This is a genomic window from Nocardia sp. IBHARD005, from assembly GCF_052814245.1.
The window spans coordinates 2254306-2279502 of sequence record NZ_CP199935.1 but is presented as its reverse complement, the minus strand read 5'-3'; the positions used below and the strand labels follow the sequence as shown (position 1 = coordinate 2279502).

At 66.3% G+C, this 25197-nt stretch carries 29 protein-coding genes; 10 read left to right on the top strand and 19 right to left on the bottom strand.

Features of this window, described 5'->3' with window-relative positions; translation table 11 throughout:
- Positions 1 to 23: 23 nt before the first annotated feature.
- On the top strand, positions 24 to 1079 hold the full coding sequence (locus tag ACTWPB_RS10880; protein WP_446225537.1) for a 2Fe-2S iron-sulfur cluster-binding protein: 1056 nt from the start codon (positions 24 to 26) through the stop codon (positions 1077 to 1079).
- Here ACTWPB_RS10880 and ACTWPB_RS10875 read toward each other — a convergent pair.
- From ACTWPB_RS10875 to ACTWPB_RS10865, 3 genes are all read right to left on the bottom strand, one after another.
- Entirely contained in the window at positions 1076 to 1849 is a 774-nt protein-coding gene (locus ACTWPB_RS10875; protein WP_446225536.1) for a DNA alkylation repair protein, read from the bottom strand. The genes ACTWPB_RS10880 and ACTWPB_RS10875 overlap by 4 nt on opposite strands.
- Positions 1850 to 1927: 78 nt before the next feature.
- Positions 1928 to 2692 carry a glutamate racemase gene (locus tag ACTWPB_RS10870; protein WP_446225535.1) on the bottom strand — a complete coding sequence of 255 codons (765 nt, stop codon included), beginning with the start codon at positions 2690 to 2692 and terminating at the stop codon, positions 1928 to 1930.
- Positions 2693 to 2888: 196 nt separating this feature from the next.
- A complete protein-coding gene (locus ACTWPB_RS10865) occupies positions 2889 to 4088 on the bottom strand; it encodes an NAD(P)/FAD-dependent oxidoreductase (protein ID WP_446225534.1) in 1200 nt (399 codons plus the stop codon).
- A gap of 217 nt (positions 4089 to 4305) precedes the next feature.
- Between ACTWPB_RS10865 and ACTWPB_RS10860 the strand changes: the two genes are divergently transcribed.
- Both ACTWPB_RS10860 and ACTWPB_RS10855 read left to right on the top strand, forming a co-directional pair.
- Positions 4306 to 4662 (top strand): SPW repeat domain-containing protein, encoded by a 357-nt coding sequence (locus tag ACTWPB_RS10860; protein ID WP_446225533.1) that lies wholly within the window; start codon positions 4306 to 4308, stop codon positions 4660 to 4662.
- Complete coding sequence (locus ACTWPB_RS10855) at positions 4662 to 5279, top strand: TetR/AcrR family transcriptional regulator (RefSeq protein WP_446225532.1); 618 nt, start codon at positions 4662 to 4664, stop codon at positions 5277 to 5279. The genes ACTWPB_RS10860 and ACTWPB_RS10855 overlap by 1 nt, the downstream gene beginning before the upstream one ends.
- A 272-nt stretch (positions 5280 to 5551) precedes the next feature.
- On the opposite strand, the gene fusA (ACTWPB_RS10850) is transcribed toward ACTWPB_RS10855, so the two are convergent.
- On the bottom strand, positions 5552 to 7630 hold the full coding sequence (gene fusA, locus ACTWPB_RS10850; protein ID WP_446225531.1) for an elongation factor G: 2079 nt from the start codon (positions 7628 to 7630) through the stop codon (positions 5552 to 5554).
- Positions 7631 to 7900: 270 nt separating this feature from the next.
- Here fusA (ACTWPB_RS10850) and ACTWPB_RS10845 point away from each other — a divergent pair, with 270 nt between their 5' ends.
- Both ACTWPB_RS10845 and ACTWPB_RS10840 read left to right on the top strand, forming a co-directional pair.
- Complete coding sequence (locus ACTWPB_RS10845) at positions 7901 to 8332, top strand: PPOX class F420-dependent oxidoreductase (protein WP_446225530.1); 432 nt, start codon at positions 7901 to 7903, stop codon at positions 8330 to 8332.
- 134 nt (positions 8333 to 8466) lie between these two features.
- Positions 8467 to 8784: a nitroreductase/quinone reductase family protein gene (locus ACTWPB_RS10840; RefSeq protein WP_446225529.1), complete on the top strand. Its 318-nt coding sequence runs from the start codon at positions 8467 to 8469 to the stop codon at positions 8782 to 8784.
- Between the two features lie 66 nt (positions 8785 to 8850).
- Here the strand turns inward: ACTWPB_RS10840 and ACTWPB_RS10835 are convergent, their stop codons facing one another.
- The 9 genes from ACTWPB_RS10835 to hppD form a co-directional block, all read right to left on the bottom strand.
- Positions 8851 to 9186 carry a DUF5615 family PIN-like protein gene (locus tag ACTWPB_RS10835; protein ID WP_446225528.1) on the bottom strand — a complete coding sequence of 112 codons (336 nt, stop codon included), beginning with the start codon at positions 9184 to 9186 and terminating at the stop codon, positions 8851 to 8853.
- Positions 9183 to 9410, bottom strand: coding sequence for a DUF433 domain-containing protein (locus ACTWPB_RS10830; RefSeq protein WP_446225527.1), 228 nt, complete (start codon positions 9408 to 9410; stop codon positions 9183 to 9185). Before ACTWPB_RS10830 ends, ACTWPB_RS10835 begins: the two co-directional genes overlap by 4 nt.
- 119 nt (positions 9411 to 9529) lie before the next feature.
- Positions 9530 to 10720 (bottom strand): elongation factor Tu, encoded by a 1191-nt coding sequence (gene tuf / locus ACTWPB_RS10825; protein WP_446225526.1) that lies wholly within the window; start codon positions 10718 to 10720, stop codon positions 9530 to 9532.
- 135 nt (positions 10721 to 10855) lie between these two features.
- Entirely contained in the window at positions 10856 to 12958 is a 2103-nt protein-coding gene (gene fusA / locus ACTWPB_RS10820) for an elongation factor G (RefSeq protein ID WP_446225525.1), read from the bottom strand.
- 33 nt (positions 12959 to 12991) lie between these two features.
- Entirely contained in the window at positions 12992 to 13462 is a 471-nt protein-coding gene (gene rpsG, locus ACTWPB_RS10815; protein WP_056814216.1) for a 30S ribosomal protein S7, read from the bottom strand.
- Position 13463: 1 nt separating this feature from the next.
- The gene (gene rpsL / locus ACTWPB_RS10810) at positions 13464 to 13838 is read right to left on the bottom strand and encodes a 30S ribosomal protein S12 (protein ID WP_056814220.1); all 375 of its coding nucleotides are present in this window, start codon (positions 13836 to 13838) and stop codon (positions 13464 to 13466) included.
- Between the two features lie 272 nt (positions 13839 to 14110).
- Entirely contained in the window at positions 14111 to 14656 is a 546-nt protein-coding gene (locus ACTWPB_RS10805; RefSeq protein WP_446225524.1) for a DUF3558 domain-containing protein, read from the bottom strand.
- Positions 14653 to 15180: a DUF3558 domain-containing protein gene (locus ACTWPB_RS10800; RefSeq protein ID WP_446225523.1), complete on the bottom strand. Its 528-nt coding sequence runs from the start codon at positions 15178 to 15180 to the stop codon at positions 14653 to 14655. Before ACTWPB_RS10800 ends, ACTWPB_RS10805 begins: the two co-directional genes overlap by 4 nt.
- A gap of 31 nt (positions 15181 to 15211) precedes the next feature.
- On the bottom strand, positions 15212 to 16354 hold the full coding sequence (gene hppD, locus ACTWPB_RS10795; protein ID WP_446225522.1) for a 4-hydroxyphenylpyruvate dioxygenase: 1143 nt from the start codon (positions 16352 to 16354) through the stop codon (positions 15212 to 15214).
- A gap of 132 nt (positions 16355 to 16486) precedes the next feature.
- On the opposite strand from hppD, the gene ACTWPB_RS10790 reads away from it, so the two are divergent.
- Positions 16487 to 17002 (top strand): Lrp/AsnC family transcriptional regulator, encoded by a 516-nt coding sequence (locus ACTWPB_RS10790; protein WP_446225521.1) that lies wholly within the window; start codon positions 16487 to 16489, stop codon positions 17000 to 17002.
- On the opposite strand, the gene ACTWPB_RS10785 is transcribed toward ACTWPB_RS10790, so the two are convergent.
- From ACTWPB_RS10785 to ACTWPB_RS10770, 4 genes are all read right to left on the bottom strand, one after another.
- On the bottom strand, positions 16993 to 17304 hold the full coding sequence (locus ACTWPB_RS10785; protein ID WP_446225520.1) for a DNA glycosylase AlkZ-like family protein: 312 nt from the start codon (positions 17302 to 17304) through the stop codon (positions 16993 to 16995). The genes ACTWPB_RS10790 and ACTWPB_RS10785 overlap by 10 nt on opposite strands.
- Complete coding sequence (locus ACTWPB_RS10780) at positions 17259 to 17447, bottom strand: hypothetical protein (protein WP_446225519.1); 189 nt, start codon at positions 17445 to 17447, stop codon at positions 17259 to 17261. Before ACTWPB_RS10780 ends, ACTWPB_RS10785 begins: the two co-directional genes overlap by 46 nt.
- A gap of 62 nt (positions 17448 to 17509) precedes the next feature.
- Positions 17510 to 18484, bottom strand: a complete 975-nt coding sequence (locus ACTWPB_RS10775) for an NADPH:quinone oxidoreductase family protein (protein WP_446225518.1) — start codon at positions 18482 to 18484, stop codon at positions 17510 to 17512.
- Positions 18485 to 18538: 54 nt separating this feature from the next.
- Positions 18539 to 20581: a protein kinase domain-containing protein gene (locus ACTWPB_RS10770; RefSeq protein ID WP_446225517.1), complete on the bottom strand. Its 2043-nt coding sequence runs from the start codon at positions 20579 to 20581 to the stop codon at positions 18539 to 18541.
- A 188-nt stretch (positions 20582 to 20769) separates the two neighbouring features.
- Here ACTWPB_RS10770 and ACTWPB_RS10765 point away from each other — a divergent pair, with 188 nt between their 5' ends.
- A complete protein-coding gene (locus tag ACTWPB_RS10765) occupies positions 20770 to 21543 on the top strand; it encodes an acyl-[acyl-carrier-protein] thioesterase (protein WP_446225516.1) in 774 nt (257 codons plus the stop codon).
- 50 nt (positions 21544 to 21593) lie between these two features.
- On the opposite strand, the gene ACTWPB_RS10760 is transcribed toward ACTWPB_RS10765, so the two are convergent.
- Positions 21594 to 23261, bottom strand: coding sequence for an FAD-dependent oxidoreductase (locus ACTWPB_RS10760; protein WP_446225515.1), 1668 nt, complete (start codon positions 23259 to 23261; stop codon positions 21594 to 21596).
- 155 nt (positions 23262 to 23416) lie between these two features.
- On the opposite strand from ACTWPB_RS10760, the gene ACTWPB_RS10755 reads away from it, so the two are divergent.
- Positions 23417 to 23908 carry a SixA phosphatase family protein gene (locus tag ACTWPB_RS10755; protein ID WP_446225514.1) on the top strand — a complete coding sequence of 164 codons (492 nt, stop codon included), beginning with the start codon at positions 23417 to 23419 and terminating at the stop codon, positions 23906 to 23908.
- Between the two features lie 2 nt (positions 23909 to 23910).
- Here the strand turns inward: ACTWPB_RS10755 and ACTWPB_RS10750 are convergent, their stop codons facing one another.
- On the bottom strand, positions 23911 to 24114 hold the full coding sequence (locus ACTWPB_RS10750) for a hypothetical protein (protein ID WP_446225513.1): 204 nt from the start codon (positions 24112 to 24114) through the stop codon (positions 23911 to 23913).
- A 105-nt stretch (positions 24115 to 24219) separates the two neighbouring features.
- Between ACTWPB_RS10750 and ACTWPB_RS10745 the strand changes: the two genes are divergently transcribed.
- Positions 24220 to 24588, top strand: coding sequence for a VOC family protein (locus tag ACTWPB_RS10745; protein ID WP_446225512.1), 369 nt, complete (start codon positions 24220 to 24222; stop codon positions 24586 to 24588).
- 86 nt (positions 24589 to 24674) lie between these two features.
- Positions 24675 to 25139 carry a MerR family transcriptional regulator gene (locus ACTWPB_RS10740; RefSeq protein ID WP_446225511.1) on the top strand — a complete coding sequence of 155 codons (465 nt, stop codon included), beginning with the start codon at positions 24675 to 24677 and terminating at the stop codon, positions 25137 to 25139.
- Positions 25140 to 25197 lie beyond the last annotated feature (58 nt).

Below are 25197 nucleotides of genomic sequence, written 5' to 3'. Positions count from 1 at the left end.
CTAGTTTTGCCCGAGAGGACGACATGACCACAGTCGAGGTTCCGCACGGCTCGCGCTCGGTGGTGCTGCGGGTAGCCGCGGTGATCACCGAAACAGCCGATACCCACTCCGTGGTCTTCGAGGTACCCGCCGAACTGCGCGAGCGCTTCACCTACTCCCCCGGTCAGTTCCTGACGCTGCGCATCCCGAGCGAGCAGACCGGATCGGTCGCCCGCTGCTATTCGCTGGCCAGTTCACCGTTCACCGATGACCTGCCGAAGGTAACCGTCAAGCGCACCGAGGGCGGCTACGGCTCGAACTGGCTGTGCGACAACCTCGCCGCAGGCGACCAGATCGAGGTGCTGCCGCCGTCGGGTGTGTTCACGCCCAAGAATCTCGACGAGGACCTGCTGCTGTTCGGGGCGGGTAGCGGGATCACCCCGGTGATGTCGATTCTGAAGTCGGCGCTGTCGCAGGGTTCGGGCAAGATCGTGCTCGTCTACGCCAACCGGGACGCGAACTCGGTGATCTTCGCCGAGGAACTCCGCGATCTCGTCGGCAAGTATCCCCAGCGATTCACCGTCATCCACTGGCTCGAACCGCTGCTCGGACTGCCGACCGCCGACATGATGGCCACCCTGGTCGCGCCCTACACCGCCTACGAGGCGTTCATGTGCGGGCCGAAGCCGTTCATGGACCTGGTGCACGACTCGCTGGCCGCGCTCGAGGTGCCGCGGAACCGGACCCACGCCGAGGTGTTCAATTCCCTCGCGGGCGATCCGTTCGCCGACCACGCACCCGCCGAGGTGTCCGAGGCCGAGGCCGCCGACGCGGCGACGGTCGAGGTGGAGCTCGACGGTCAGGTGCACGAGATGTCGTGGCCGCGTATGCAGACGCTCGTCGACATCATGCTCGACAAAGGCCTCGACGTACCCTACTCCTGCCAGGAAGGCGAGTGCGGGTCGTGTGCCTGCACGGTGCTGGAAGGCAAAGTGGAGATGGCCAATTCGGAGATCCTGGATCCCGAGGACATCGAGAACGGGTACATCCTCGGCTGCCAGGCGCGGCCGGTCACCGATCGGCTGCGGATCCAGTTCTAGCGCATGGCGCGGTAGGCGGCGCGTTGCTCGGGATCGAGGTGCTCGGTCGCGTAACTCAAAGCGGTGCGGCCCAATTCGGGTGCGTTCTTGTTCAGGAAGTCGGTGAGCGCGGCCTGGTCGACGCGTTTGCCTACTTCGCGCAGCATCCAGCCGAGTGCCTTCTGGATGAGGTCCCGGTGGTCCGCCTGAAGGATTTCGGCGAGTTCCAGGGTCGTGCTCGGGTCGCCCGCCTTGATGAAGGCGAACGTGGACAGCAGGGCTACGCGGCGCTCCCAGAGTGAATCCTGCTGGGCCAGTTCGAAAAGCAGGGTGCGGTCTTTGTCGAGCAGCCAGGGGCCGATGATGTTCTCGGCGGAGGCGTCGACCAGGTCCCAGTTGTTGACTCGGCCCCTTCGGACCGCTGCTAGGTAGAGGTCGACCATCTCCGCGCGGGCCTTGTCGTCGAGGACGCGCGGTTTCGATGCCGCGGCGAAGCGGGCGTTGAGGATGAACAGGGCGGCCAGGCGTTCCTCATGGAGGGGGCTGTCCAGGAGTTCGTCGATCTGCGACAGCGGCAGCGTGGGGAACTTTTTCGCCACACTTCTGGTGACGGGGACTCGGATGCCGAGGAAGATGTCGCCCTCGCCGTATTCGCCGGGACCGGTTTTGAAGAAGCGTTGCAGGTGATGCGCGTCAGTGGGGTTCGCCAGGTCGGCGAGGGCCTTGCGCACCTGTGCAGCGGTGGGGAGCTCGGACACACGCACCTCCGGGTCGAGGGATTCACTCCGCATTCAACACGGGTGCGGTGACATGTTCGCGCAGGCTGTCGCCCCGGCGCCTGCGCCGTCGATCGATCGGCCGCCCGCCGATCAAGCGGGCAGCGCGCCGAGCAGGCGGCCCGACTCGAATGTCGCCGCACCGGAAGGCAATTCGCCCGGCCGCCCGCTCGTGCGGACGGTGACGATGCCGGTGCCGGTGGTGGGGCGACCGAGCTCGTCCATCTTGCGCAGGGTTTGGGCGGCGACGGCCTTGGCGCTGTCGAACAGTCGCACGCCGTCGGGCAGGGCCGCGACGATGGCGTCGATGACCAGCGGGTAGTGCGTGCAGCCGAGGACCACACCCTCGACGTCGGCCGGGGTGCGCGCGGCGGAGTCGGCGATCGACTCGCGGATCGCCGTCACATCGCCGCGGTCGATCGCGTCGGCCAGTCCGTGGCAGGCGACCCCGACGACCTTCGCGTCACCGCCGAACCTGGCGATCAGGTCGGCTTGGTAGCGGCTGGCGGTGGTGGCCGCCGTCGCCCACACCGCCACCGAATTGCATTGCGCGGCAGCCGGTTTGATGGCGGGCACCGTACCGATCACCGGCACCGAACCCCCCACCTCGGCCCGCACATGAGCCAACGCGGTGACACTGGCGGTATTACACGGCAGCACGATCACCTCGGCCCCCGACTCGACCGCCTGCCGCGCGGCGCCGACGACCCGCTCGACCACCCATTGCTCGGACTTTGGTCCCCACGGCGCGCCATCGGGGTCGAGCAGCAGCAGCAGATCGACATCGGGCCGCAGCTTGCGCAACCACGAAGCCGTAGGCAACAGGCCGAGTCCGGAATCGATGAGCGCGACGATCACCGCTACACCGTATTACAGGGGCGAGGTCGGTCCTTCGCGACCGTGCGTGCGCCCGTGTCGAGACCGCGTACGGTCAGATGACCCGATGCCGAATCCAGGCAGGGGTTAGGGGTTCGATTCCCCTAGGGCCTGCCAGCGAATCAGGCCATATGGCGCTGGCTCGACGACAGGGTGAGGGGTTCGAGTCCCCTGACCCTCAGCCTGTCGCGGCGAGGAGGTCGGCAACCGGGGTGGAGGTCGCCAGCTTCGCGCGGAGTTTCATCACCTGGGCGGTCAGGCCCGCCCCGAGGACGGCGGTGAGGATGCCGTCGCGGGAGTAGTAGGCGAGGAACTTGCGGCCGTCGTCGGTGACGATGGTGACGTCGTCGTTGGGCGATGGGGTGCCGAGGGCCTGGATTTTGACGTCGTACTGGTCGCTCCAGAAGTACGGGACGCGGGCCATGGTGGGGGGCGCGCCGCCGAGGAGGGCGGTGACCAGGAGTTTCGCCTGTTCACCCGCGCTGGTCCAGTGTTCTACGCGCTTGCGGACGCCGCTGTCGTGCTGCCAGGCGGCGACGTCGCCGACGGCCCAGACGGCGTCGGCGGAGGTGCGGCCGACCTCGTCGGCGAGCACGCCACCGCCCGCGGACCTGTCGGCCAGTTCGATGCCGGAGTCGGCCAGCCAATCGGTGACGGGGACGGATCCGACGCCGACCACGACCAGGTCGGCGTCGATTTCGGTGCCGTCGGTGCAGACCGCGCCGCGCACCCGGCCGGAGTCGTCGGCGCGCAGGGTGTCGACACCGATGCCGCAGCGCAGGTCGACGCCTTCGTCGCGGTGCATGCGCGCCACCAGGCCACCGACCTGTTCGCCGAGAACCGACGCCAGCGGGGTCGGCTGCGGTTCGACGAGGGTGACCTCGACGCCGGCGGCGCGGAAGCTGGCGGCGAGTTCACAGCCGATGAAACCGGCGCCGATGATCAGTGCGCGGTTGGCACCGTCGAGTTCGGCGCGCAGCGTCTCGGCGTCCTCGTGGGCGCGCAGCACGTGCACGCCCGCGACATCGGGCAAGCCGGGGAGCCTGCGCGGGCGCAGACCGGTCGCGATGATCAGCTGGTCGTAGGCGAGGGTGCCGGCGTCGGCCAGGGTGATGGTGCGCGCGGCGGTGTCGACGCCGGTGACGGCGGTGCCGAGGCGCAGCTCGATGTTCTTGTCCGCGAAGAACTCCGGCGGCCGAAGAGTGGTGTCGTCGGTCTCGCCGCGCACGAACTGCTTCGACAGCGGCGGACGGTCGTACGGCGGGCGCGTCTCGTCACCGAGCAGCAGCACCCCGCCCTCGTACCCGGCCCGACGCAGTTCCTCGGCCGTGCGCAGGCCTGCCAGACCCGCTCCGACGATCACGATGGGCGCGCTCATGTTGTGTCCTCTCGGCATGCTCGGTCACCGACCGCACCCATGCCATGTTCTGCTGTATCGCGGACCACGACGGCCCCAGATGTTTGTACCAGTGCGCCGGGCCCCTGTGACACCCACGTCGCAACCCAACCGTGCCGCTTCCGGTATCGACCGGGCGGTCAATCAGGAGTAGACCGAGGTCAGAAGTATTTTTCGTCTCATCGAGGAGGCATAACCTATGTTCACCAACAGTCGCGCACAGGATTTTCTCGCTGTCGTGCTCGGCGCATTCACCGCACTGTCGCCCCTGTGGCTCAGCACCAACGACAACGCCCGCTGGACCCTTGTCGTGCTCGGCGTACTCATCGCCGTGACCGGTCTGGCCCAGATGGCCAGGGATGACCTGATCGTCGCGGACTACGCGATGGGCGTGTTCGGCGCGCTGCTGTTCATCTCGCCGTGGGCGATGGACTTCACCGCATTCCGCGGCGCATCCTGGACCGCATGGGTGGTCGGAGTGGTGACGGTGGTGGTGGCGGTCGCCGCACTACCCGCGATGAACCAGCGCCTGCACCACATGGCTCCACATCACTGATGCCGGGCCGACGAGTCGGGCGCCGCAACGCCAAACGCGATGGCGACGCCCGGCAACTCATCCTGGATGCCGCCGAAACCCTGTTCGCCACCCAGGGATTCGATGCCACCGCGACCGCGGCCGTCGCCGCGGCCGCCGACGTGCCGAAAGGACTGGTCTTCTACTACTTCCCCACCAAGAACGCGATCCTGTCCGCGCTCATGCGCGAACGCGTCCCGGAACACCCGATCGACGACCTCACCGCCGTGGTCACCCCCGGCGATCCGGCCGCCAGTCTCATCAACCTCGACACCGCGATCAACCTGCGCGACCACCATTCCTCGGTCCTGCGCGTGATCATGTGGCGCGAGGCCGACACCCACCCCGACGTCCGACGCACACTGCGCACCCTGCGCGACCAACTCCTCGACGTCACCGCCCGCGTGCTGCAAGCCAGCACGCCGGTCCCCGTTCGACCCGGCACCCTCCACGCGTGCGCCGCGGCCTGGGTGTCCGCCATGTTCGCCATCGCCAGTACCGACCGCCTCCACGCCCTCGACGGCCTACCCGTTCCGACGGCCGACGACCTGATGAATGTCGCCCAGGTGGTCGCGGCGGGCATGACCCAACTCGGCTGACCCCGGCTCGATCGGTGGGATGCCCGGCGAGTTGCCGTGGAGCAGGCGGAAAGCCGCCAACCCGAGGACGGCATGCAGGATGGCCGGCGGCGACGACAGACGAAGGCGCTGCGAGCGCCCGCCAGTACGGCGGGGGCGATGAGAGTTCAGCCGATGCGCTGCGACTGCTGACCACCGGGACGCGATAACTTCCGGCGATGATTCACTCCGGCACGTCCAGCGGATAGGCCGAAGAACCGGTGACGTCGCACTCACGACGCCACCGGTTTCGATCAGCCGCCCGCGATGATCGACTCCGCCGCACCCGGCGGGACCGGGGCGTAGGAGTCGAACACCATCGAGTAGTTCGCTCGGCCACGGGTTTTCGAGCGCAGGTCCCCGATGTAGCCGAACATCTCCTGGAGCGGGGTCAGCGCGCGGATGACGTGGGCGCCGCCCCGTTCGGTGAGGTCGGTGACCCGGCCGCGCCGGGCGTTGAGGTCACCGATTATCTCGCCGACGTACTCCTCGTGGGTGAGGACCTCTACGGCCATCATCGGTTCGAGGAGTACTGGCTTCGCCTTCACGACCGCGGCTCGCACCGCCGCCGCACCGGCCAGGCGGAAAGCCAGGTCGGACGAATCCTGAACGTGGGCGGCGCCGTCGAGCAGCGTCACTTTCACGTTCACCAGGGGGAAGCCCGCGAGTGGGCCGATGCGGAGTGCGTCTTGTGCGCCCGCGTCGACCGCGGGGATGTACTCCCGCGGTACCCGCCCGCCGGTGACCCGGCTGTCGAATTCGTAGATCGCGCCGTCGTCGGCCACGTGTGGTTCCAGCGCGATCGCCACCTTGGCGAACTGGCCGCGTCCGCCCACCTGCTTGCGGTGGGTGTATTCGAACAGTTCGACTGCGGTGGTGATGGTTTCGCGATATGCCACGCGTGGCACGCCGATCTCGGCATCCACCCCGAACTGCCGTTTCATCCGGTCGACCAGAACCTCCAGATGCAGTTCGCCCATGCCACCGATGACCGTTTGACCGGTTTCGGTGTCGGCACGCACGGTGAACGTCGGGTCCTCCTCGGCCAGACGCGCCAGGGCGGTGCCCAGCTTGTCCTGATCCGCGCGGGTCCTCGGTTCGATCGATACCGCGAGCACCGGGTCGGGGAAGGTCATCGGCTCGAGCACGATGGGAGCGTCCGGGTCACACAGGGTGTGTCCGGTGCGCGTCGTCTTCAGACCGATCACCGCACAGATCTGACCGGCCTGCACCCGTTCGACGGCGATCTCGGTGCTCGAATGCATCTGGAACAGTTTGCCGAGGCGCTCCTTTCGCCCATTTGCCGAATTCAGAACGGCAGCACCGGGTTCGGCGGCACCGGAGTAGACCCGCAGGTAGATGAGAGTGCCGAAGAACGGATGCACCGCGACTTTGAACGCCAGGGCCGCGAACGGCTCGGCGATCTCGGGCACACGGTGAACAGGTTCACCCTCGAGCGAGAACCCCTGTACCGCAACGACATCGAGTGGCGAAGGCAGGTAGTCGACGATGGCGTCCAGCAGCGGTTGCACGCCGATGTTCGCCAACGCCGAGCCACACAGGACCGGGTAGGCCTGTGCGTCGATCGTCATCCGCCGGATCGCGGCTTTGAGAACATCGACCGTGATCGGGAGCCCGGCGAGGTAGCGCTCCAGCACTTCCTCGTCGCCTTCCGCGACCGCCGCCTCCAACGCCTCACGATGTTGTAAAGCCTTGGCACGCAAATTGTCTGGGATCTCCACCGTGTCGAAACGCGCGCCGCGGTCGGTGTCGCCACGCCACACCTTCGCGGTCATCGCGACCAGGTCGATGATGCCGTCGAACTCACGTTCCGCACCGATCGGCAGCTGGACCACCAACGGGCGAACGCCGAGTCGCTGCTCGATGCTTCGCACGGTGAACTCGAAATCGGCCCCGAGCTTGTCCATCTTGTTCACGAAGCAGATCCGCGGCACACCGTATTTATCGGCCTGGCGCCAGATCTGCTCGGACTGTGGTTCGACGCCTTCCTTGGCATCGAATACCGCGACCGCACCGTCGAGCACCCGCAGCGTGCGCTCCACTTCGGCGGTGAAGTCGACGTGGCCGGGGGTGTCGATAATGGTGATCTGATGCTTGTTCCACCAGCAGGTGGTCGCCGCCGAGGTGATCGTGATGCCGTGCTCGCGCTCTTGGATCATGCGATCCATGACGGCCGTGCCGTCGTGCACCTCACCCATCGTGCGAGTAACGCCGGTGTAGAACAGCACCCGCTCGGTGGTCGTGGTCTTGCCCGCGTCGATGTGGGCGGCGATGCCGATATTGCGTATTCGGGCGAGATCGGTTCTGGTCATGGGAATCCCCCAGGCTGGTTCGGTCGATGAATCGACGCTCGCCAGTTGTGCGTTCCTGGGACGGCACGGGCGTCGGATCACGCGGCGCCGCACCGGCGCCGATGGACCCGATGCGAGCTAGAACCGCGACTGCGGACGTGCTGTAACCATGCGACAAGTTCTACGCGAGGAGACGGCGTGCTGTCGACGGGATTTCGGCCCGCGGGCATAAACACGCGACCACCACGGTTCGTCACAACGAGCAGCCCAGCCACCCCTAGGAGCCGACCGATGCCCGAAACCCCACTCGACCTGCACGCCCTCATCGCCAACTCCCGCATCGGCATCCTCGCCACCATCAAGTCCGACGGCCGCCCCCAACTCTCCCCCGTCACCCCGTACTACGACCGCGCCGCGGGCATCATCTATGTCTCCATGACCGAAGGCCGCGCCAAGACGGTCAACCTCCGTCGCGACCCCCGCGCCGCCATCGAAGTCACCAGCGCCGACGGCTGGTCCTGGGCCACCGCCGAGGGCACCGCGACACTGACCGGCCCCGGCACGGATCCGACCGGGCCGGAAGTCGAAGCATTGGTCGACTACTACCGAGCAGCGGCAGGCGAGCACCCCGACTGGAACGAGTACCGCGAGGTCATGGTCACGGACCGGCGCGTACTCATGGCCTTGTCCGTCGAACACGTCTACGGAGCCAAGATTCGCTGATAACGCCGCACCCCCACCGACTCTCAGCGCATTGCCAAAGACCCTCGGTAGCTTGGGGCACAGCACATTCGTTCTTCATCAGGCAGGAGAAGCCGTTGACTCGAGAATCGTTGTTGCGTCGGGGATTGCGAGGAATGAACGCCGGGGTGGTCGCCTTGACCGAGGCGCCGGGCATCGGCAAGGTCCTGGGTAGATCATTCGCCCAGATCAGTTATACGGGTCGTCGTTCCGGGCGGACCTTCACAACGCCGGTCAACTATCGGCGTTCCGGCGACGAATACCTCATCGGTGCCGCGATGCCCGACAAGAAGAAGTGGTGGCGCAACTTTCTCGACGCGGGCGCCCCCGTCACCCTCCGCATCGACGGCGTCGACCACTCCGGCCATGCGGTCGCCCATCGCGATCCCCGGGGCCGGGTTACCGTCCACGTGCGCCTCAACGCTGCCGACTGACTCCCCTCCGAAAACGCCGAACGGCGCCGCTCCCAGGGGAGCGACGCCGTTCAGGTTGTGCAGTGCTCAGCGAACCTCTATGACTATTTCCCCAGCGTCGAGCATCTCGACAATTGTCGGCAGAATGGGCAGAATCGCCGCGAGAAGCGCCTTCCGCGAACAGTTTCCGATCCGGATCCATACCACCGCCGGGACATCCGCGCCACCCTTCGCGCGACCGAGCAGGATGAAATCCTCGTCCTTGGTGACGATTACGGCGTCCCGAAGTATCGCTGCATTCCAGACTTCGGGGTCGGAAGCGGAGGTCATGTTCAGATCGCAGACATGCACTGCGTCATGCCCTTCGCTCGCCAAGGCGCGTGCCAGCGCAGGCGGTAGCTGCGCATCGACAAGGAAGTTCAAGAAGCGGTCCGCAAGATCGGGTGATCGGCCTCAGCTGCCGCGAAGGCGAGGCAGGCGCGGATGTCTTCGCGCTCGAGGTAGGGGTAGTCCTCGAGGATCGCTTCTTCGCTCTCTCCCTCGGCCAGGAGTTCGAGGACGTCTTTCACCCTGATCCGCATACCGCGGATGCACGGCCTGCCGCCGAGTTGATCTGGGTCGAAGGTAATCCGCGAGTGGTTGGACACAGTGCGATTGTATCCGTCAATGGGCACGCGCAGCAGAAGCAAGCAGCGTCCGAAAACGCCGAACGGCGCCGCTCCCGGGGGAGCGACGCCGTTCAGGTTGTGCAGTGGGTCTTACCGACTCACTTGATGATCTTCGTGACGCGACCGGCACCGACGGTGCGGCCACCTTCGCGGATCGCGAAGCGCAGGCCTTCGTCCATGGCGACCGGCTGGATCAGCTTGACGGTCATCTCGGTGTTGTCGCCAGGCATGACCATCTCGGTGCCCTCGGGGAGGGTAACGACGCCGGTCACGTCCGTGGTACGGAAGTAGAACTGCGGGCGGTAGTTGTTGAAGAACGGGGTGTGGCGACCGCCCTCGTCCTTCGACAGGATGTACGCCTGGCCCTCGAACTCCGTGTGGGGAGTCGTGGTGCCCGGCTTGACGACAACCTGGCCACGCTCGACATCTTCGCGCTTGATGCCACGAACCAGCAGGCCGACGTTGTCGCCCGCCTGGCCCTGGTCGAGCAGCTTGCGGAACATCTCGATACCGGTGACGGTGGTCTTGGTGCTCTTCTCGCGGATGCCGACGATCTCGACTTCCTCGTTCACGTTGACGATGCCGCGCTCGATACGACCGGTGACGACGGTGCCACGACCGGTGATCGTGAAGACGTCCTCGACCGGCATCAGGAACGGGAGTTCGGTCTCGCGGACCGGCTCCGGGATCGACTCGTCGACGGCAGCCATGAGCTCGACGATGGCCTCAGACCACTTCTCGTCGCCCTCGAGGGCCTTCAGACCGGAGACACGCACGACCGGCGCGTCCTCGTCGAATTCCTGCGAGGCCAGCAGTTCGCGGACCTCCATCTCGACGAGCTCGAGGATTTCCTCGTCATCGACCATGTCCGACTTGTTCAGCGCGACCAGGATGTAGGGCACGCCGACCTGACGGGCGAGCAGCACGTGCTCGCGAGTCTGCGGCATCGGGCCATCGGTGGCCGCGACCACCAGGATGGCGCCGTCCATCTGCGCCGCACCGGTGATCATGTTCTTGATGTAGTCCGCGTGGCCCGGGGCGTCGACGTGCGCGTAGTGGCGCTTCTCCGTCTGGTACTCGACGTGGGAGATGTTGATCGTGATACCACGAGCCTTCTCCTCCGGCGCCTTGTCGATCTGATCGAACGCGAACGCGTCGTTCAGGGTCGGGAACTTGTCAGCCAGCACCTTGGTGATCGCTGCAGTCAGCGTGGTCTTGCCGTGGTCGACGTGACCGATGGTGCCGATGTTGACGTGCGGCTTCGTCCGCTCGAACTTCGCCTTCGCCACTTTGGGTCCTCCTGGACTTGTTGGTGCGTGCATTTGCAGCAGTGCGTGTGTCATCCCCACTGGGGGTGGGGATCGGGTTTTTTTCTTGACGTCCAGCACTTGCGGTCCAGTGTGTCACTGGACCGCAAGAGGGTTTTATTCGCCGGTCGCCTTAGCGATGATCTCCTTGGACACGTTGGCCGGAACCTCCGCGTACTGGGCGAACACCATGGAGTAGTTCGCGCGACCCTGGGTCTTGGACCGCAGGTCACCGATGTAACCGAACATCTCCGAGAGCGGAACCAGCGCCTTGACGACACGGGCACCACTGCGTTCCTCCATGGCCTGAATCTGGCCACGGCGGGAGTTGAGGTCGCCGATCACGTCGCCCATGTATTCCTCGGGCGTGATGACCTCGACCGCCATGAGCGGCTCGAGAATCACCGGACCGGCCTTACGGGCCGCTTCCTTGAGGGCCGCGGAGCCCGCGATCTTGAACGCCATTTCCGAGGAGTCGACGTCGTGGTACGCGCCGTCGAGCAGGCTGACCTTCAGGTTCACCAGCGGGTAGCCGGCGAGCACGCCGTACTGCATGGCATCCTGGGCGCCCGCGTCAACAGACGGGATGTACTCACGGGGCACGCGACCACCGGAGACCTTGTTCTCGAACTCGTAGGCCGCGCCGTCCTCGCCGATGAACGGCTCGAGGGCGATGATGACCTTCGCGAACTGGCCGGAGCCACCCGTCTGCTTCTTGTGGGTGTACTCGTGCTTTTCGACCTTCTTGGTGATGGTCTCGCGGTAGGCCACCTGCGGCTTGCCGACGTTGGCCTCGACCTTGAACTCGCGACGCATACGGTCGACGAGGATGTCGAGGTGGAGCTCGCCCATGCCGCCGATGACGGTCTGGCCGGTCTCCTGGTCGAGCTTCACCGAGAACGTCGGGTCTTCGCGCGCCAGCTTCTGGATCGCGGTGCCGAGCTTCTCCTGGTCGGACTTGGTCTTGGGCTCGATCGAGACCTCGATGACCGGATCCGGGAAGGTCATCGACTCGAGGACGACCTGGTTCTGCGCGTCGCACAGGGTGTCACCGGTGGTGGTGTCCTTCAGGCCGATGACCGCGTAGATGTGGCCTGCCGAAGCCGTGGCGACCGGCATCTCCTTGTTGGAGTGCATCTGGAACAGCTTGCCCAGACGCTCCTTCTTACCCTTGGTCGAGTTCACGACCTGGGCGCCGGAGGCGACCTGACCCGAGTACACGCGCACGTAGGTGAGCTCACCGAAGAACGGGTGCACCGCGATCTTGAACGCCAGCGCCGCGAACGGCTCGTCGACGTTGGGCTTGCGGGTGATCAGCTCTTCTTCCTTGTTGGGCACGTGGCCGGTGGTGGCCTCGACGTCCAGCGGGGAAGGGAGGTAATCGATGACCGCGTCGAGCATGGGCTGAACGCCCTTGTTCTTGAACGCGGAACCACACAGCACCGGGTACAGCTCGGAGTTGACCGTCATCTTGCGGATGGCGCCCTTGATCTCCTCGATGGTGAGATCCTCGCCACCGAAGAACTTCTCGAGCAGCGCCTCGTCGGACTCGGCGACAGTCTCGAGCAGTTCCTGACGGTACTGCGCGGCCTTCTCCTCGAGATCGGCCGGAATCGCGACGACTTCGTACTCTTCGCCGAGCTTGGTCTCGCCCTTCCAGACCTTGGCGTTGTTCTCGACCAGGTCGACGATGCCCTCGAAGTCGTTCTCAGCGCCGATCGGCAGCTGGATCACGAGCGGGCGAGCGCCGAGACGGTCCTTGATGGTCTGCACGGTGAAGTAGAAATCCGCACCGAGCTTGTCCATCTTGTTCACGAAGCAGATACGCGGCACGTCGTACTTGTCGGCCTGACGCCACACCTGCTCGGACTGGGGCTCGACACCCTCTTTGCCGTCGAACACCGCGACCGCACCATCGAGCACGCGCAGCGAACGCTCCACCTCGACGGTGAAGTCGACGTGCCCGGGGGTGTCGATGATGTTGATCTGGTTGTCTTTCCAGAAACAGGTGGTAGCCGCGGAGGTGATGGTGATACCACGCTCCTGCTCCTGCTCCATCCAGTCCATCGTGGCCGCGCCATCGTGAACTTCACCGATCTTGTACGTGATACCGGTGTAGAACAGGATGCGTTCGGTCGTGGTGGTCTTGCCCGCATCGATGTGGGCCATGATGCCGATGTTGCGGACCTTGTTCAGGTCGGTGAGCACGTCCTGTGCCACGAAATTCTCCCTTTTAAGTGACGGGCCGGGCAATCACCAGCGGTAGTGCGCGAAGGCCCGGTTCGACTCGGCCATCTTGTGGGTGTCCTCGCGACGCTTCACGGCGGCACCGAGGCCGTTGCTGGCATCGAGGAGCTCGTTGGCGAGACGCTCGACCATGGTCTTCTCGCGACGGGCGCGGGAGTAGCTGACCAGCCAGCGCAGCGCGAGGGTGTTGGCGCGGCCCGGACGGACCTCGACCGGCACCTGGTAGGTGGCGCCACCGACGCGGCGGGGCTTCACCTCGAGGGCGGGCTTGACGTTGTCCAGCGCGCGCTTGAGGGTGACGACCGGATCGGTGCCGGTCTTCTCACGCGCCTGCTCGAGTGCGCCGTAGACGATGCGCTCGGCGGTGGACTTCTTGCCGTCCATCAGGATCTTGTTGACCAGCTGAGTGACCAGCGGGGACCCGTAGACCGGGTCGTTGATCAGCGGACGCTTGGGTGCGGGGCCCTTGCGTGGCATATCAGCTCTTCTCCTTCTTGGCGCCGTAGCGGCTGCGCGCCTGCTTGCGGTTCTTCACGCCCTGGGTGTCGAGCGATCCACGGATGATCTTGTAACGGACACCGGGAAGGTCCTTCACACGACCGCCGCGAACGAGCACCATCGAGTGCTCCTGCAGGTTGTGGCCCTCACCGGGGATGTACGCCGTGACCTCGATCGCGCTGGTCAGGCGAACACGCGCGACCTTACGGAGCGCGGAGTTCGGCTTCTTGGGGGTGGTGGTGTACACGCGAGTGCACACACCACGACGCTGCGGGCTCCCCTTCAGGGCCGCAGTCTTGGTCTTGGTGACCTTGTCGCGGCGACCCTTGCGGACCAGCTGGTTGATGGTTGGCATAGACCGGCTTTCCTTATTGGTAATTGCGCTTGGTGTGCAGTGTCTTGCAGTTCATCGAGCTTTCACTCGCACGTCAGACCACGTTTCCGTTAACCCGTGGTCGGGCGTGTCGCGGTGGCGCTCAGTGCCCTTTTCAAGGCACGCTGGAACGTATCGGCCGCTTTCGCTGGCCTACGTTCACACACGAACTTGCCCGTAGCAATCCGGGCACAGGGATCTACGATACCCACCTGCCCGATTCGGGGTCAAAGCGGGGGGCCGCGTCAAGCCTTCTACCGGGCGAGATCCAGAGTCAGCTCGACCAATTTCTGGGCGCCCGCGCACGGATCGGGGTGAGCCGAGCCGGGCCGGTAGTTGATCCACCAGCCGACGACGCCGACATCGGCGGCCGGTGCGGTGACGCCACAGGAGTCGTTGTCGCCCGGCCGACGCACCTGCAGCGCCCTGCGGCCCTGCACGGTGATGTCGCCGGAGAGGTAACCCAGCTTGTCGTTGGTGGTCTTCTCGTTGTTCAGGGTACCCATCTCGTACCAGTTGAGGCTGGCCATGGCTCCCCCACCCGGTGCGTCCTCGATGTCCCACATGCAGACGGCACCGCTGAAGGAGGCACCGACGATCTTGGCGTTGCCGACGATCTCGCCGATCTTGCCGGCGGCCACGACCTCGCACTCGCGCAGGAGTTTGTCGAAGTCGGTGTTGATCGACTCCCCGCCGCCACCCTGGCCGAGCGGCCGGGCGGTGCCCTCGATCTTCTGGCCGCAGCCTGCCAGCGCGAGGGTGAGCATCAGCGCGGCGACGGTGATCCTGCCCGCCCTCACTTCAGCCGTCCCACGGTCAGCTCGGCCAGTTTCCTGGTCCGGTCGCACGGGTTTCCGCCGGTGGCGAAGAGGCCGGTGGATATCGACCATTCGAAGAAGTCGTCGTCGAGTTGCACAGCGAAGTCGCAGACAGTGCCCTCCGGCGCGAGTGCTTGGAAGCCGGGGTGGCCGCCGACGTCGACGGTCTCCGGTGCGCGGCCCACGTTGGACACCCACGCCTTCTCACGTTCGATCGGACTGCCTCGGTACGAGGCGAAAGTGACGCTGGGCGAAGATAATCCGGCCGCCTGCCAGTTGCAGCCGGTCGCGTTCTTGTAGACCCGCGCGATCTGGCCGAGGCCGGCGAGGGTGCGCACTTCGTCGTCGGTGACATGACCGCACTCGCCGACGAAGGGGCCGAGTGAGGCGACCTTCGGTGGTGGTCGGTTCGGCCTTGCCGGCGTATCGGAGTCGCCCCCCGATCCGCACGACGTCAGCATGACAACAAAGGTCATGCCGGTGATGATCGCCGAGGGGATCCGCATGCCATGAACTCTAACCGGCGGTGCGGTCCGGTCACAGATTGCCGCGGGCCTCCTGCTCGCGTTCGATGGCCTGAAAGAGGGCCTTGAAGTTGCCTTTTCCGAAACCGAGTGAGCCGTGTCGCTCGATGAGTTCGAAGAAGACGGTGGGGCGATCGGTGAGGGGGCGGGTGAAGATCTGCAGGAGGTAGCCGTCCTCGTCGCGATCGACCAGGATGCCTCGGCGCTGGAGTTCGCCGACCGGTACGCGTACGGCCCCGATTCGGGCGCGCAATTCCGGGTCCTCGTAATAGGTGTCGGGGGTGGCAAGGAATTCGATGCCCTCGGCGCGCAGGGCGTCGACGGTTTCGAGGATGTCGCCGGTGGCCAGCGCGATGTGTTGTACGCCGGGGCCGCGGTAGAACTCGAGGTACTCGTCGATCTGAGAACGCTTGCGGCCCACCGCCGGTTCGTTGAGCGGGAACTTCACGCGGTGGTTGCCGTTGGCGACGACCTTGCTCATCAGCGCGGAGTACTCGGTGGCGATGTCGTCGCCGACGAACTCGGCCATGTTCGTGAATCCCATGACGCCGCGGTAGAAGTCGACCCAGCGGTCCATCATGCCGAGTTCGACATTGCCGACCACGTGGTCGATCGCCTGGAATACGCGCTTGCCCGGCTCGCGGGTGGAGGTGCGCGCGATATAGCCGGGGAGATAGGGACCGGCGTAGCCGGAGCGGTCGATCAGGGTGTGCCTGGTGTCGCCGTAGGTGGCCAGTGCGGCGGCGCGGACGGTGCCGAATTCGTCGGTCTCGTCATGGGGTTCGACGAGAATCGTCGCGCCGTGCTCGCGGGCCCAGGCGATGCAGCGGTCCGCGTCGGGGACCTCGAGCGCGATGTCGACGATGCCGTCGCCGTGGCGGTCGTGGTGGGCGACGAGTGAGCTGCCGGGGTCGACAGCGCCGGTGATCACGAAGCGCGCTCCCCCGCTGCGCAGCACGAACGACTTGTGGTCGCGATTGCCGGTCTCGGGCCCCGAATACGCTTCGAGCCGCATGCCGAACGCGGATTGCAGGAAGTGGGCGCTCTGGGTCGCGTTACCGACAACCCAGACGAGTGCGTCCCACCCGATCACCGGAAACGGATCGACACTGTCGTCGTGCTCGATCAGCCCGACGAGCTGCTGCTCAATGGTCATGTCCTAGGAAATCGCGTCACACCACAGGTGGGCAACTACTGCGTATTTGCCTGAACAGGCTGGCTCGAGAAGCCACCGAATACACACAAATGGTGGACAATTTGAATAGCAACCGGACATGGAGGTCTTCTCATGCGCACGCCCGCGAAATTGGATGAGCTCGACCTGGCGATCCTCACCGCGATGCACGAGTTCCAGAAGGCCGGAATTCTCGAGCTGTCGCGGCGGACGAAGGTCGCGCGGGCGACGGTGCAGGCGCGGATCAACCGGATGGAGGAATCCGGGGTGATCGCCTCCTACGATCCGCAGATCGATGTCACCGCAGCGGGTTTCGATGTCCAGGCGTTCGTGACCTTGGAGATCGCGCAGGGCGCGCTGGATACGGTGAGCGCTGAGCTGGCGGCGATTCCGGGGGTGCTGGAGGCGTACGCCACGACGGGCTCCGGTGACGTGCTGTGCCGGATCGGGGCCGATTCACATGCCGGGTTGCAGGCGGTGTTGTTGAGCATCGATCGGACGGGGTCGGTGGCGCGGTCGCACAGCGTGATCGTGTTGTCGACGGTGGTCGCGCATCGAACGATGCCGCTGCTGCAAACATTGACCCCGGCGGGGACCGCGAAGGCGCCCGCCTACCGGGATCAGCGCTGAGCCGACCGGTCGCGGGAGCGGTCCTTGTGCGAGAGCAGGGCGTTGTCGAACCAACCGAGCAGCCGGACGGGGGCGGGCAGGTCGGGGTCGGCGAGTTCGAGGTCGGCGGCGTCGTAGAGGGTGCGGCCGCGGTCGTCGGTGTAGGTACGGACCCGGTCGCCGAGTTCGGTGACGGCCTTCTTCATGGCAGGTAGCCGCGACCAGGCCTGCATGTCCATCGTGCTCGCGGGACCGCACGCGCGCAGGTAGCGCAGGATCAGTTCCGATGCGTCGCGGGATCGAAATCGGCTATCCGACTCCATAACCCGACAAACGGCGGCGCGACGTCTTGCGCCTGCATACCGATCAGGTGGTCACACATCTGGGCGGCGGTCAGCGTGGAGCGCTCCAGCAGATGGTGCCGGGCCAGCAAAGTCCTGTTGAGCGTTCGATTCGACAGCCGCATTCGAGTTCCTCCGTCGGCCCGCGATGATCCGCCGACATTACCGCCGACCTCTGCCACCCGGGTCAGCGCAACTGCACGACCACCTTGCCGGTGGCGGTCCGGTTATCCAGTGCCGCAACGGCTTCGGCGGTGCTCTCCAGCGGGTACAGCACCGGATCGGGAGCGGGAATCGCACCGGAGGCGAGCAGCGGCGCGATCTCGGACCACTGTTCAGCGAGGTAGGTGGGGTGGGTCATCACCCATTCGCCCCAGGCGGCACCGACGACCTCCACGTTCTTGAGCAGCAGGCGATTCACCTTCACCGTCGGGATCTCCCCCGCGGTGAAGCCGACGACCAGCAGTCGGCCGCCGCCCGCCAGCGAGCGCACGCTATCGGTGAAGCGGTCGCCACCGACCGGGTCGAGGACGATATCGACGCCGCGACCGCCGGTCAGTTCCTTCACCGCGGCGAGCCAGCCGTCGGTGAGTACCACGTCGGTGGCGCCATTGGCCTTGGCCACCTGGGCTTTCGCGTCGGTGCTGACCACCGCGATCACCCGGCCCGCGCCGAGCGCCTTGGCCATCCGCAGCGTGGAGGTGCCGACCCCGCCTGCCGCGCCGTGCACCAGGACCGTCTCACCCTGGGCCAGCCTGCCGCGCTTGGTCAGGCAGAAGTGGACGGTGAGGTCGTTGAACAACACGCCCGCGCCCGCTTCGAGGGAGATGTTGTCCGGCAGCGCGAACACGGCGTGCTCGGGTGACACCGCCACCTCGGCCACACCGTTGCCCAGCATGGTCAGCGCGGCGACCCGGTCACCGGGGCGCAGCGACGAACCCTGCGGCGCCTCGCGCACGACCCCGGCCACCTCGCCGCCCACGACGAAGGGCAGGCCCGGCTTCATCTGATAGAGACCGCGCGTCATCAGCACATCGGGGAAGGCGATGCCCGCGGCGTGCACGTCGATCAGGACACCGCCCGGATAGGCCACGGGCTCGGGCAGATCGACGATCTCGATCGCCGATGGTCCGTCCAACTTGCCGATCTGGGCTGCGCGCATTTCCGACACCTCTCTGCGATGACATTCACCCGCGAACATAACCCGGCGGCGGGATCAACGATGGGCGAACTCGGTCACCGGCTCGGTGATCGGCGTTTTGCCGGGGGTGGCGATCGTGAGTCCGTCCGCACTGAGCAGGTACTGGGTGCCGTCTGTGTAGTTGGTCGCGATGAACGCGCCGTCGCCGTTGGGTATCGGGTCGTCGAGTTCGATCCCGGCGCCGTCGCTGACACGCACACCCTTGTAGTAATAGCGCTGATCGCCGGTGTGGCAGATGACGACGCGGGATTTGGTGGTGCGCGCGATGGACATGGCGGCGTCGTTGTCGTTGCAGCGTGGGCCCGCTGTCAGGAAACCCTGGCCGTCGGCGCCGGAGACGCTCGATTGCAGTGGGGGGACGGTGGTCGTGATCGGCGCTGGTTCAGTGGTGGGAACCGTCCGGCTGACGGTCTCGATCACGGATGGATCGACGACGCCGGTCGCCGGCGGAACGGCCACGGTGCGGCGGTCGTCGACACTCATCATGAACCACACCCCGATACCGACCGCCGCCAACACGATCAGCGAACCCAGCGCGCCGGCCAGGATCGGAGTCGACGAATTACGTTGCGGGGGAATCGGTATCGGCGCCGACGGATGGGTGTGACCGCTCCCATGGCCGGGACCGGCCACACTGGGTGACGCGCGCAGGGCCGTGGGCTCGTACCCTGCTGCCCGATACGCGCCTGCGGGTTGGGGTCCGGTCACGCGGCGCGTCGGCTGCGGTTGGGCGGATTGCGGGCCTGTCACCCGACGTGTCGAAGACGGTTCGGCGGATTGCGGACCCGTAACCCGAGTGGTCGGACCGAAAGCCCTGGCGCCGGGCGCCTGTCGTGCCGGCCGAGACGCCGGCTGCCTGACCGTCAGCGGTGCCTGTGCGTCGGCGGAATACGCTGCCGAGCCGTGGATCGTCGGGGGCGACTGCGAGTCACGCAACAGCGCAGCGGAGTCCCGGGTCGGGGGCGAGTGCGAGTCAGGTGAAAAGGCAGCGGAATCCCGGGTCGGAGGCGAGTGCGAGTCAGGTGAAAAGGCAGCGGAATCCCGGGTCGGGGGCGAGTCGGGCGGCAAGGCCGCGGAGTCCCTGGTCGGTGGGGGTTGCGAGTCGGCCGGGACGACAGCCGAGCCACGGGTTGTCGGCGGGGAAGGAAGGTCGGCGGACCGGTTCAGCGGAGCCTGCGGGCTGGTGATCTCGATTCGGGGACCGGATACCGTTGCGGGAGTGGAGCGTTCGGCTTGGATCAACGCGGCCCTGGCGGCACGGGCCAGGTCGACGGGGGTGGCGTAGCGCTGGTCGGGGCGCTTGGCCATGCCCCGCTCGATCACCGGATCGAAGGTGCTCAGCGTGGGGTCGGCGGCGCTGGGGCGCGGGGCGGGCGCCATCTGGTGCGAGCCGATCGCGCCCGCGAGGCTGTTCACCGGGAACGGCACTCGGCCGACCAGGCATTCGTAGAGCACACAGGTGAGCGCGTAGGTGTCCACCGACGGGGACATCGGCACACTCTCGAACCGCTCCGGCGCCATATACGCCATCGAGCCGACCGCGCTGCCCGCGCTGGTGAGCTGCGGATCGGTGGCGGCGTGGGCGATGCCGAAGTCGACCAGATAGGCGAACAGGTTGCCGGTGAGCAGGATGTTGGCCGGTTTCACGTCGCGATGGACCAGGCCGGCCTCGTGCGCGGCATCGAGCGCGAACGCGATCTGCTCGATCACCTGCACCGCCTCGACGGGGGTGAGCCTGCCGTACTGCTGGAGCCGCTCCTTGAGATCGACGCCCTTGACCAGGCGCATGTCGATATACAGGACGCCGTCGACCTCACCCCAGTCGTGCACCGGGATGACGTGCGGTTCCTGCACGCTCGCCATCGCGTGCGATTCGCGGCGGAAGCGCTGCACGAAGGTGGGGTCGGTGGCGAGTTCGCGGTTGAGCATCTTGAGGGCGACAACACGGCTCTTGGAGGTGTCGAAGGCCTCGTAGACCTCCCCCATACCGCCGACTCCGATAAGTCTGCGAATTTCATAGCGCCCGAACATCGAGCCCGCCATTGCTCCGCCGGCCATTACAGCAGGCTACCTGGGCGCGGATCGGTCTGTCATGTAGGACAACCGCGCTGCTACCCCCTTGGTGATCGACACCTGGTACCCCTAGTCCCGACTCGCCGCGAGGGTGTGATCTGCGACCCGTAAAGTCGTCTACAGAACTACGCAAGACGTCGCGGCGCACCTGGTGTGCCGCGCAAGGAGCACACGTGTCACTCGATCAGCCACTGGCCCCGCTTCCCGAGGAGGGCACGGGTTTCGCCACGGCGTGGCCTGTCCGGGCCGGCGACGTGGATCCTTATCAACGACTGCGCCTGGACGCCGTGGCGCGCTACCTGTCCGATATCGCCTGGGACGAACTGCATCAGACGGCTCTGCATCTCACCGATCCCACCTGGATCGTGCGCCGCACCGTCATCGACGTGATCCGCCCGGTCGTGTGGCCCGATCAGGTACATCTCGAGCGCTGGTGTTCGTCGATGTCCACCCGGTGGACGAACATGCGCACACGGATCACCAGCGAACGCGGCGGGCTGATCGAGACCGAGGGATTCTGGATCAACCTCAGCGAATCGAGCAATCTGCCCGCCCGGATCAGCGACGACGGCCTCGCCTACCTGGCCCGATCCACCGACGAGCATCGCCTGCGCTGGCGGCCCTATCTCACCGATCCGGCGCCGCGCGAGTCCGATACCGACCTGCCGTTCCCGGTCCGCGCGACCGATATCGACCAGTACAACCACGTCAACAATGCCTGCTACTGGCAGGCCGTCGAACAGTTCCTCGTCGACTTCCCGAAGCTGGTCGCCGGACCGCACCGCGCCGTGATCGAGTATGTGGCACCGGTGCTGGCCCGCGAGCACATCACCGTGCGCGCCCGCCACGAACCGGGTGACCGGACCGGGCACACGGTGCTGCGGCTGTGGTTCGTGGTCGGCGGCGTCACCACGACCGTTGTCCGGATCATGCCGCTGCCTGTGTAATTTGGCGGCTGGCGCCGTGCCCGGCAGGGCGGGGCCTGCCGGATCTAGGCCTAGCCCTTGGCTGCTTTGAGCAGGTCGGCGCGGGTCGTGAACTTTACCCGCGGCCTGCCTGCGGCCTTGCCCGCGGTCTTCTCGGCCTGGTCGATGGTCTTCCAGCCCAAGCGGTCGACCAGATCGGGCTGGCGCTGTGCGAGCAGCGCGCGCAGGGCGGCCCGGTCGCCGGTCGGCGCGGTGAGTTTGCCCGCGATGAAGTCGGCGATCACCGCTTCGACGGTTTCCTCGGCGTCGACCCGGTTGGAGCCGATCACCCCGCGCGGGCCGCGCTTGATCCAGCCGGAGACATAGACGCCGGGGACGGGCTCGGTCGCGTCGAGAACCCGGCCGTGCTCGCTCGGCACCGTGCCACGGCGCTCGTCGAAGGGCAGGCCTGCGACGGGTTCGCCGCGGTAGCCGATCGCGCGCAGTACCAGTCCGGTGTCGACGGTTTCGGTGCGATCGGTGGCGGTGGCCACCAATTGCCCGTTCTCCTCGGTCAATTCGTTGTGCGCGAACTCGATCGCGGTGACCGCGTCGGTGCCGTGCACGGCGGTCGGCGTTGCGAGATAGCGGAAGACGATCCGCTTGTTCGACAGGTCGGCCTTCGCCGTCGAATACTCTTGCGCGAGTTCGTACTTCAGGCGCAACGAGGGTTCGATGTTCGGATCGTCGAGCACCGAACGGCTGTGCGGGTCGAGTTCGACATCGGCGGGGTCGACGATCACATCGACGCCGGTGCGATGGGCGAGCGCCAGGAACTCCGGCGAACTGTAGGCAGCTTGCAGCGGACCACGTCGGCCGAGGATCACGACCTCACGAATGTTGCTGCGGCGCAGGGCGTCCAGCGCGTGATCGGCGATATCGGTCTTGGCGAGCTCGTCGGGGTCGCCGGTGAGCACGCGCGCCACATCGAGGGCGACGTTGCCGTTGCCGACGATCACCGCGCGCTCGCCGGACAGGTCGAACTCGCGCTCGGCGAAATCGGGGTGGCCGTTGTACCAGGCCACGAACTCGGTGGCCGAGTGGCTGCCTGGCAGGTCCTCGCCGGGGATGTCGAGCGAGCGGTCGCTCGAGGCACCGACGGCGTAGATTACCGCGTGGTGGTGGTCGAGGAGCTCCTGGTGATCGATGTGCTCACCGACCTCGACATTGAGGTAGTACTGCAGCGAGTCGCGACGGAACGCCGACTCGAACATGTCGGCGACGCCCTTGGTGCCCGCGTGATCGGGGGCGACGCCCGCGCGCACCAGGCCCCACGGTGTCGGTAGCCGGTCGAACATCTCGATCTCGACATCGCTGCGCCGCAGCAGTTCTTCGGCGGCGTAGCAGGCCGCGGGGCCAGCGCCGACGATCGCGACACGCAGCGTGCCCAGACTCTTGGGCGGGCGGGCCGGCGTGCTCAGCGGGTCGAAGTTCGACTCGAGCGGGTGGCGCTGGAAGTAGGCGGCGTTGATCTCGCGATACCTGGCCAGCGAGGCGAGCAGGTCGTCCTCGGAGAAGATCGCGTCCACCGGGCACGCGTCGACGCAGGCACCGCAGTCGATGCAGGTGTCAGGGTCGATGTACAGCATCTCCGCCGTGGCGAACTCCGGTTGATCCGGAGTCGGGCGGATGCAGTCGACCGGGCATTCGGTGACGCAGCTGGCGTCGTTGCAACAACGCTGCGTAATGACGTAGGCCATAGGTCCAGATCCTCGAAATGTGTGGTCGGTGGCTCGAGGCGCCGCCGCGACGGGCCCGCGGCGGGTGAGCCGCGGGCGCATCATCGGTGACGCAGCTTTCAGTGTGCCTCGAGTGTGACCGCCACCTCACCGCTGCCCAGGATTACGGTGGTCTCATGGTGGCGACCCTGATCTTGATGCGGCACGGAAAATCGGCCTACCCCGACAATGTCGACGACCACGCCCGCCCGCTGGCACCGCGGGGCGAACGCGAAGCGGCACTGGCCGGTGCCTGGCTGCGCGCTTGCCAGCCGCCGATCGACGCCGTGCGCTGCTCGACGGCCGAGCGCACCAGACAGACGCTGGCCGCCACCGGCATCACGGCGCCGGTCGAGTACACCGACGACATCTACGACGCGAACCCGCACACCCTCATGGAGCTGATCGGGCTCACCGACGAGTCGATCTCGACGCTGCTCATCGTCGGCCACGTACCGGGGATCCCCTGGACCGCATGGGAACTGGCGGGCAACCGCGAATCCGATCAGGCGATCGAACTCAGCCGCAAGTTCCCCACCTCGGCGCTGGCCGTGCTCGAATTCGACCGACCGTGGGCGCACCTGGGCCCCGGCACGGGCGAACTCACGTCATTCCACGTCCCGCGCTGAGTTCACTTCAGCAACTTGCCGCCGACGACGATGCCCACCCCCAGCAGCGCGAGGAGCAGGAACGCGACGAATCCGTTCGTCAGCACCCAGACTACGCCTAGCACGAGTACCACCGGCGCCACCGCGATCGCGGTGATCACCGGGCTCTCCTTGACCGTTTCCCAAGCCGAGCGGGCCCTGACGCGGTCGATGTCCTTACCAGCCATGTGATCCACACTACGTTTCTGCCGGACCCCGGTACACACACTTGCGCGCACGGACATGTGATCCACACCTTGTTTCTGTCAGACCCCGCAACGATGCTTGACCGCATGGATTGGAAAATCGAACTCGTTGCCATCCCGGTCACCGATGTCGACCGGGCCAAGGATTTCTACACCAGCATCGGCTTCAACGCCGATCACGACCACACACCGAGCCCGGAGATCCGGTTCGTGCAGCTCACTCCGCCGGGTTCGGGATGTTCGATCTGTCTCGGGCACGGGCTCACCAGTGCCGCGCCGGGCAGTGTCGAGGGCATGCAGATGGTCGTGGCCAGCGCCGACAAGGCCTATGAACAGCTGATCGCCGCAGGGGTGGCGGCCACCCCCGTCGAGGACATGGGCTGGGGCCGGTTCACCTTCTTCGCCGACCCCGACGGCAACAAGTGGGCTATCCAGGAGCTGCCGAACTACAGCTGAATTCGCCCGCCCGTGAGAATAAGCTTGCTTGGAGTGCACTCCAGGTGGATAGCGTCTGAGGAGTTCCACGGGAAGGGACGAGCACGATGGATCAGGACGCGGCGCTACGCGCCGACAGCGGCGACGACGAGCACGAGCGCCCGAGGTATTCGATCGGCCAGGTGGCGCAGCGATCGGGCCTGAGCCGCGACACGCTGCGCTGGTACGAGCGGATCGGGCTGATGAGCTACGTCGGTCGCGATCACACCGGCAACCGCCGGTTCAGCGACCGCGACCTGGAGTGGCTGGCGCTGATCGGGCGCCTGCGCCTGACCGGCATGCCAGTGGCCGACATGGTCCGCTACGCCGAACTGGTACGGGCAGGTGAGCAGACCTACCCGGAGCGGCTGGAGATGTTCCGGCAGACCCGATCCGACGTGCTCGAGAAAATCGCGGAGCTGCGAAAGACCGTGGCCGTTCTCGACTACAAGATCGCCATCTACGAAGGCCGATCCGATGTGGTCTGTCCCGCCACGATCACCGTGCACACAAGCGAAGGAAGCGACGCATGAGCACCACCGCGACACCCGATCGCGGCTTTGCAGCGGGAGTGGTCGCTGTTCTCCCGCG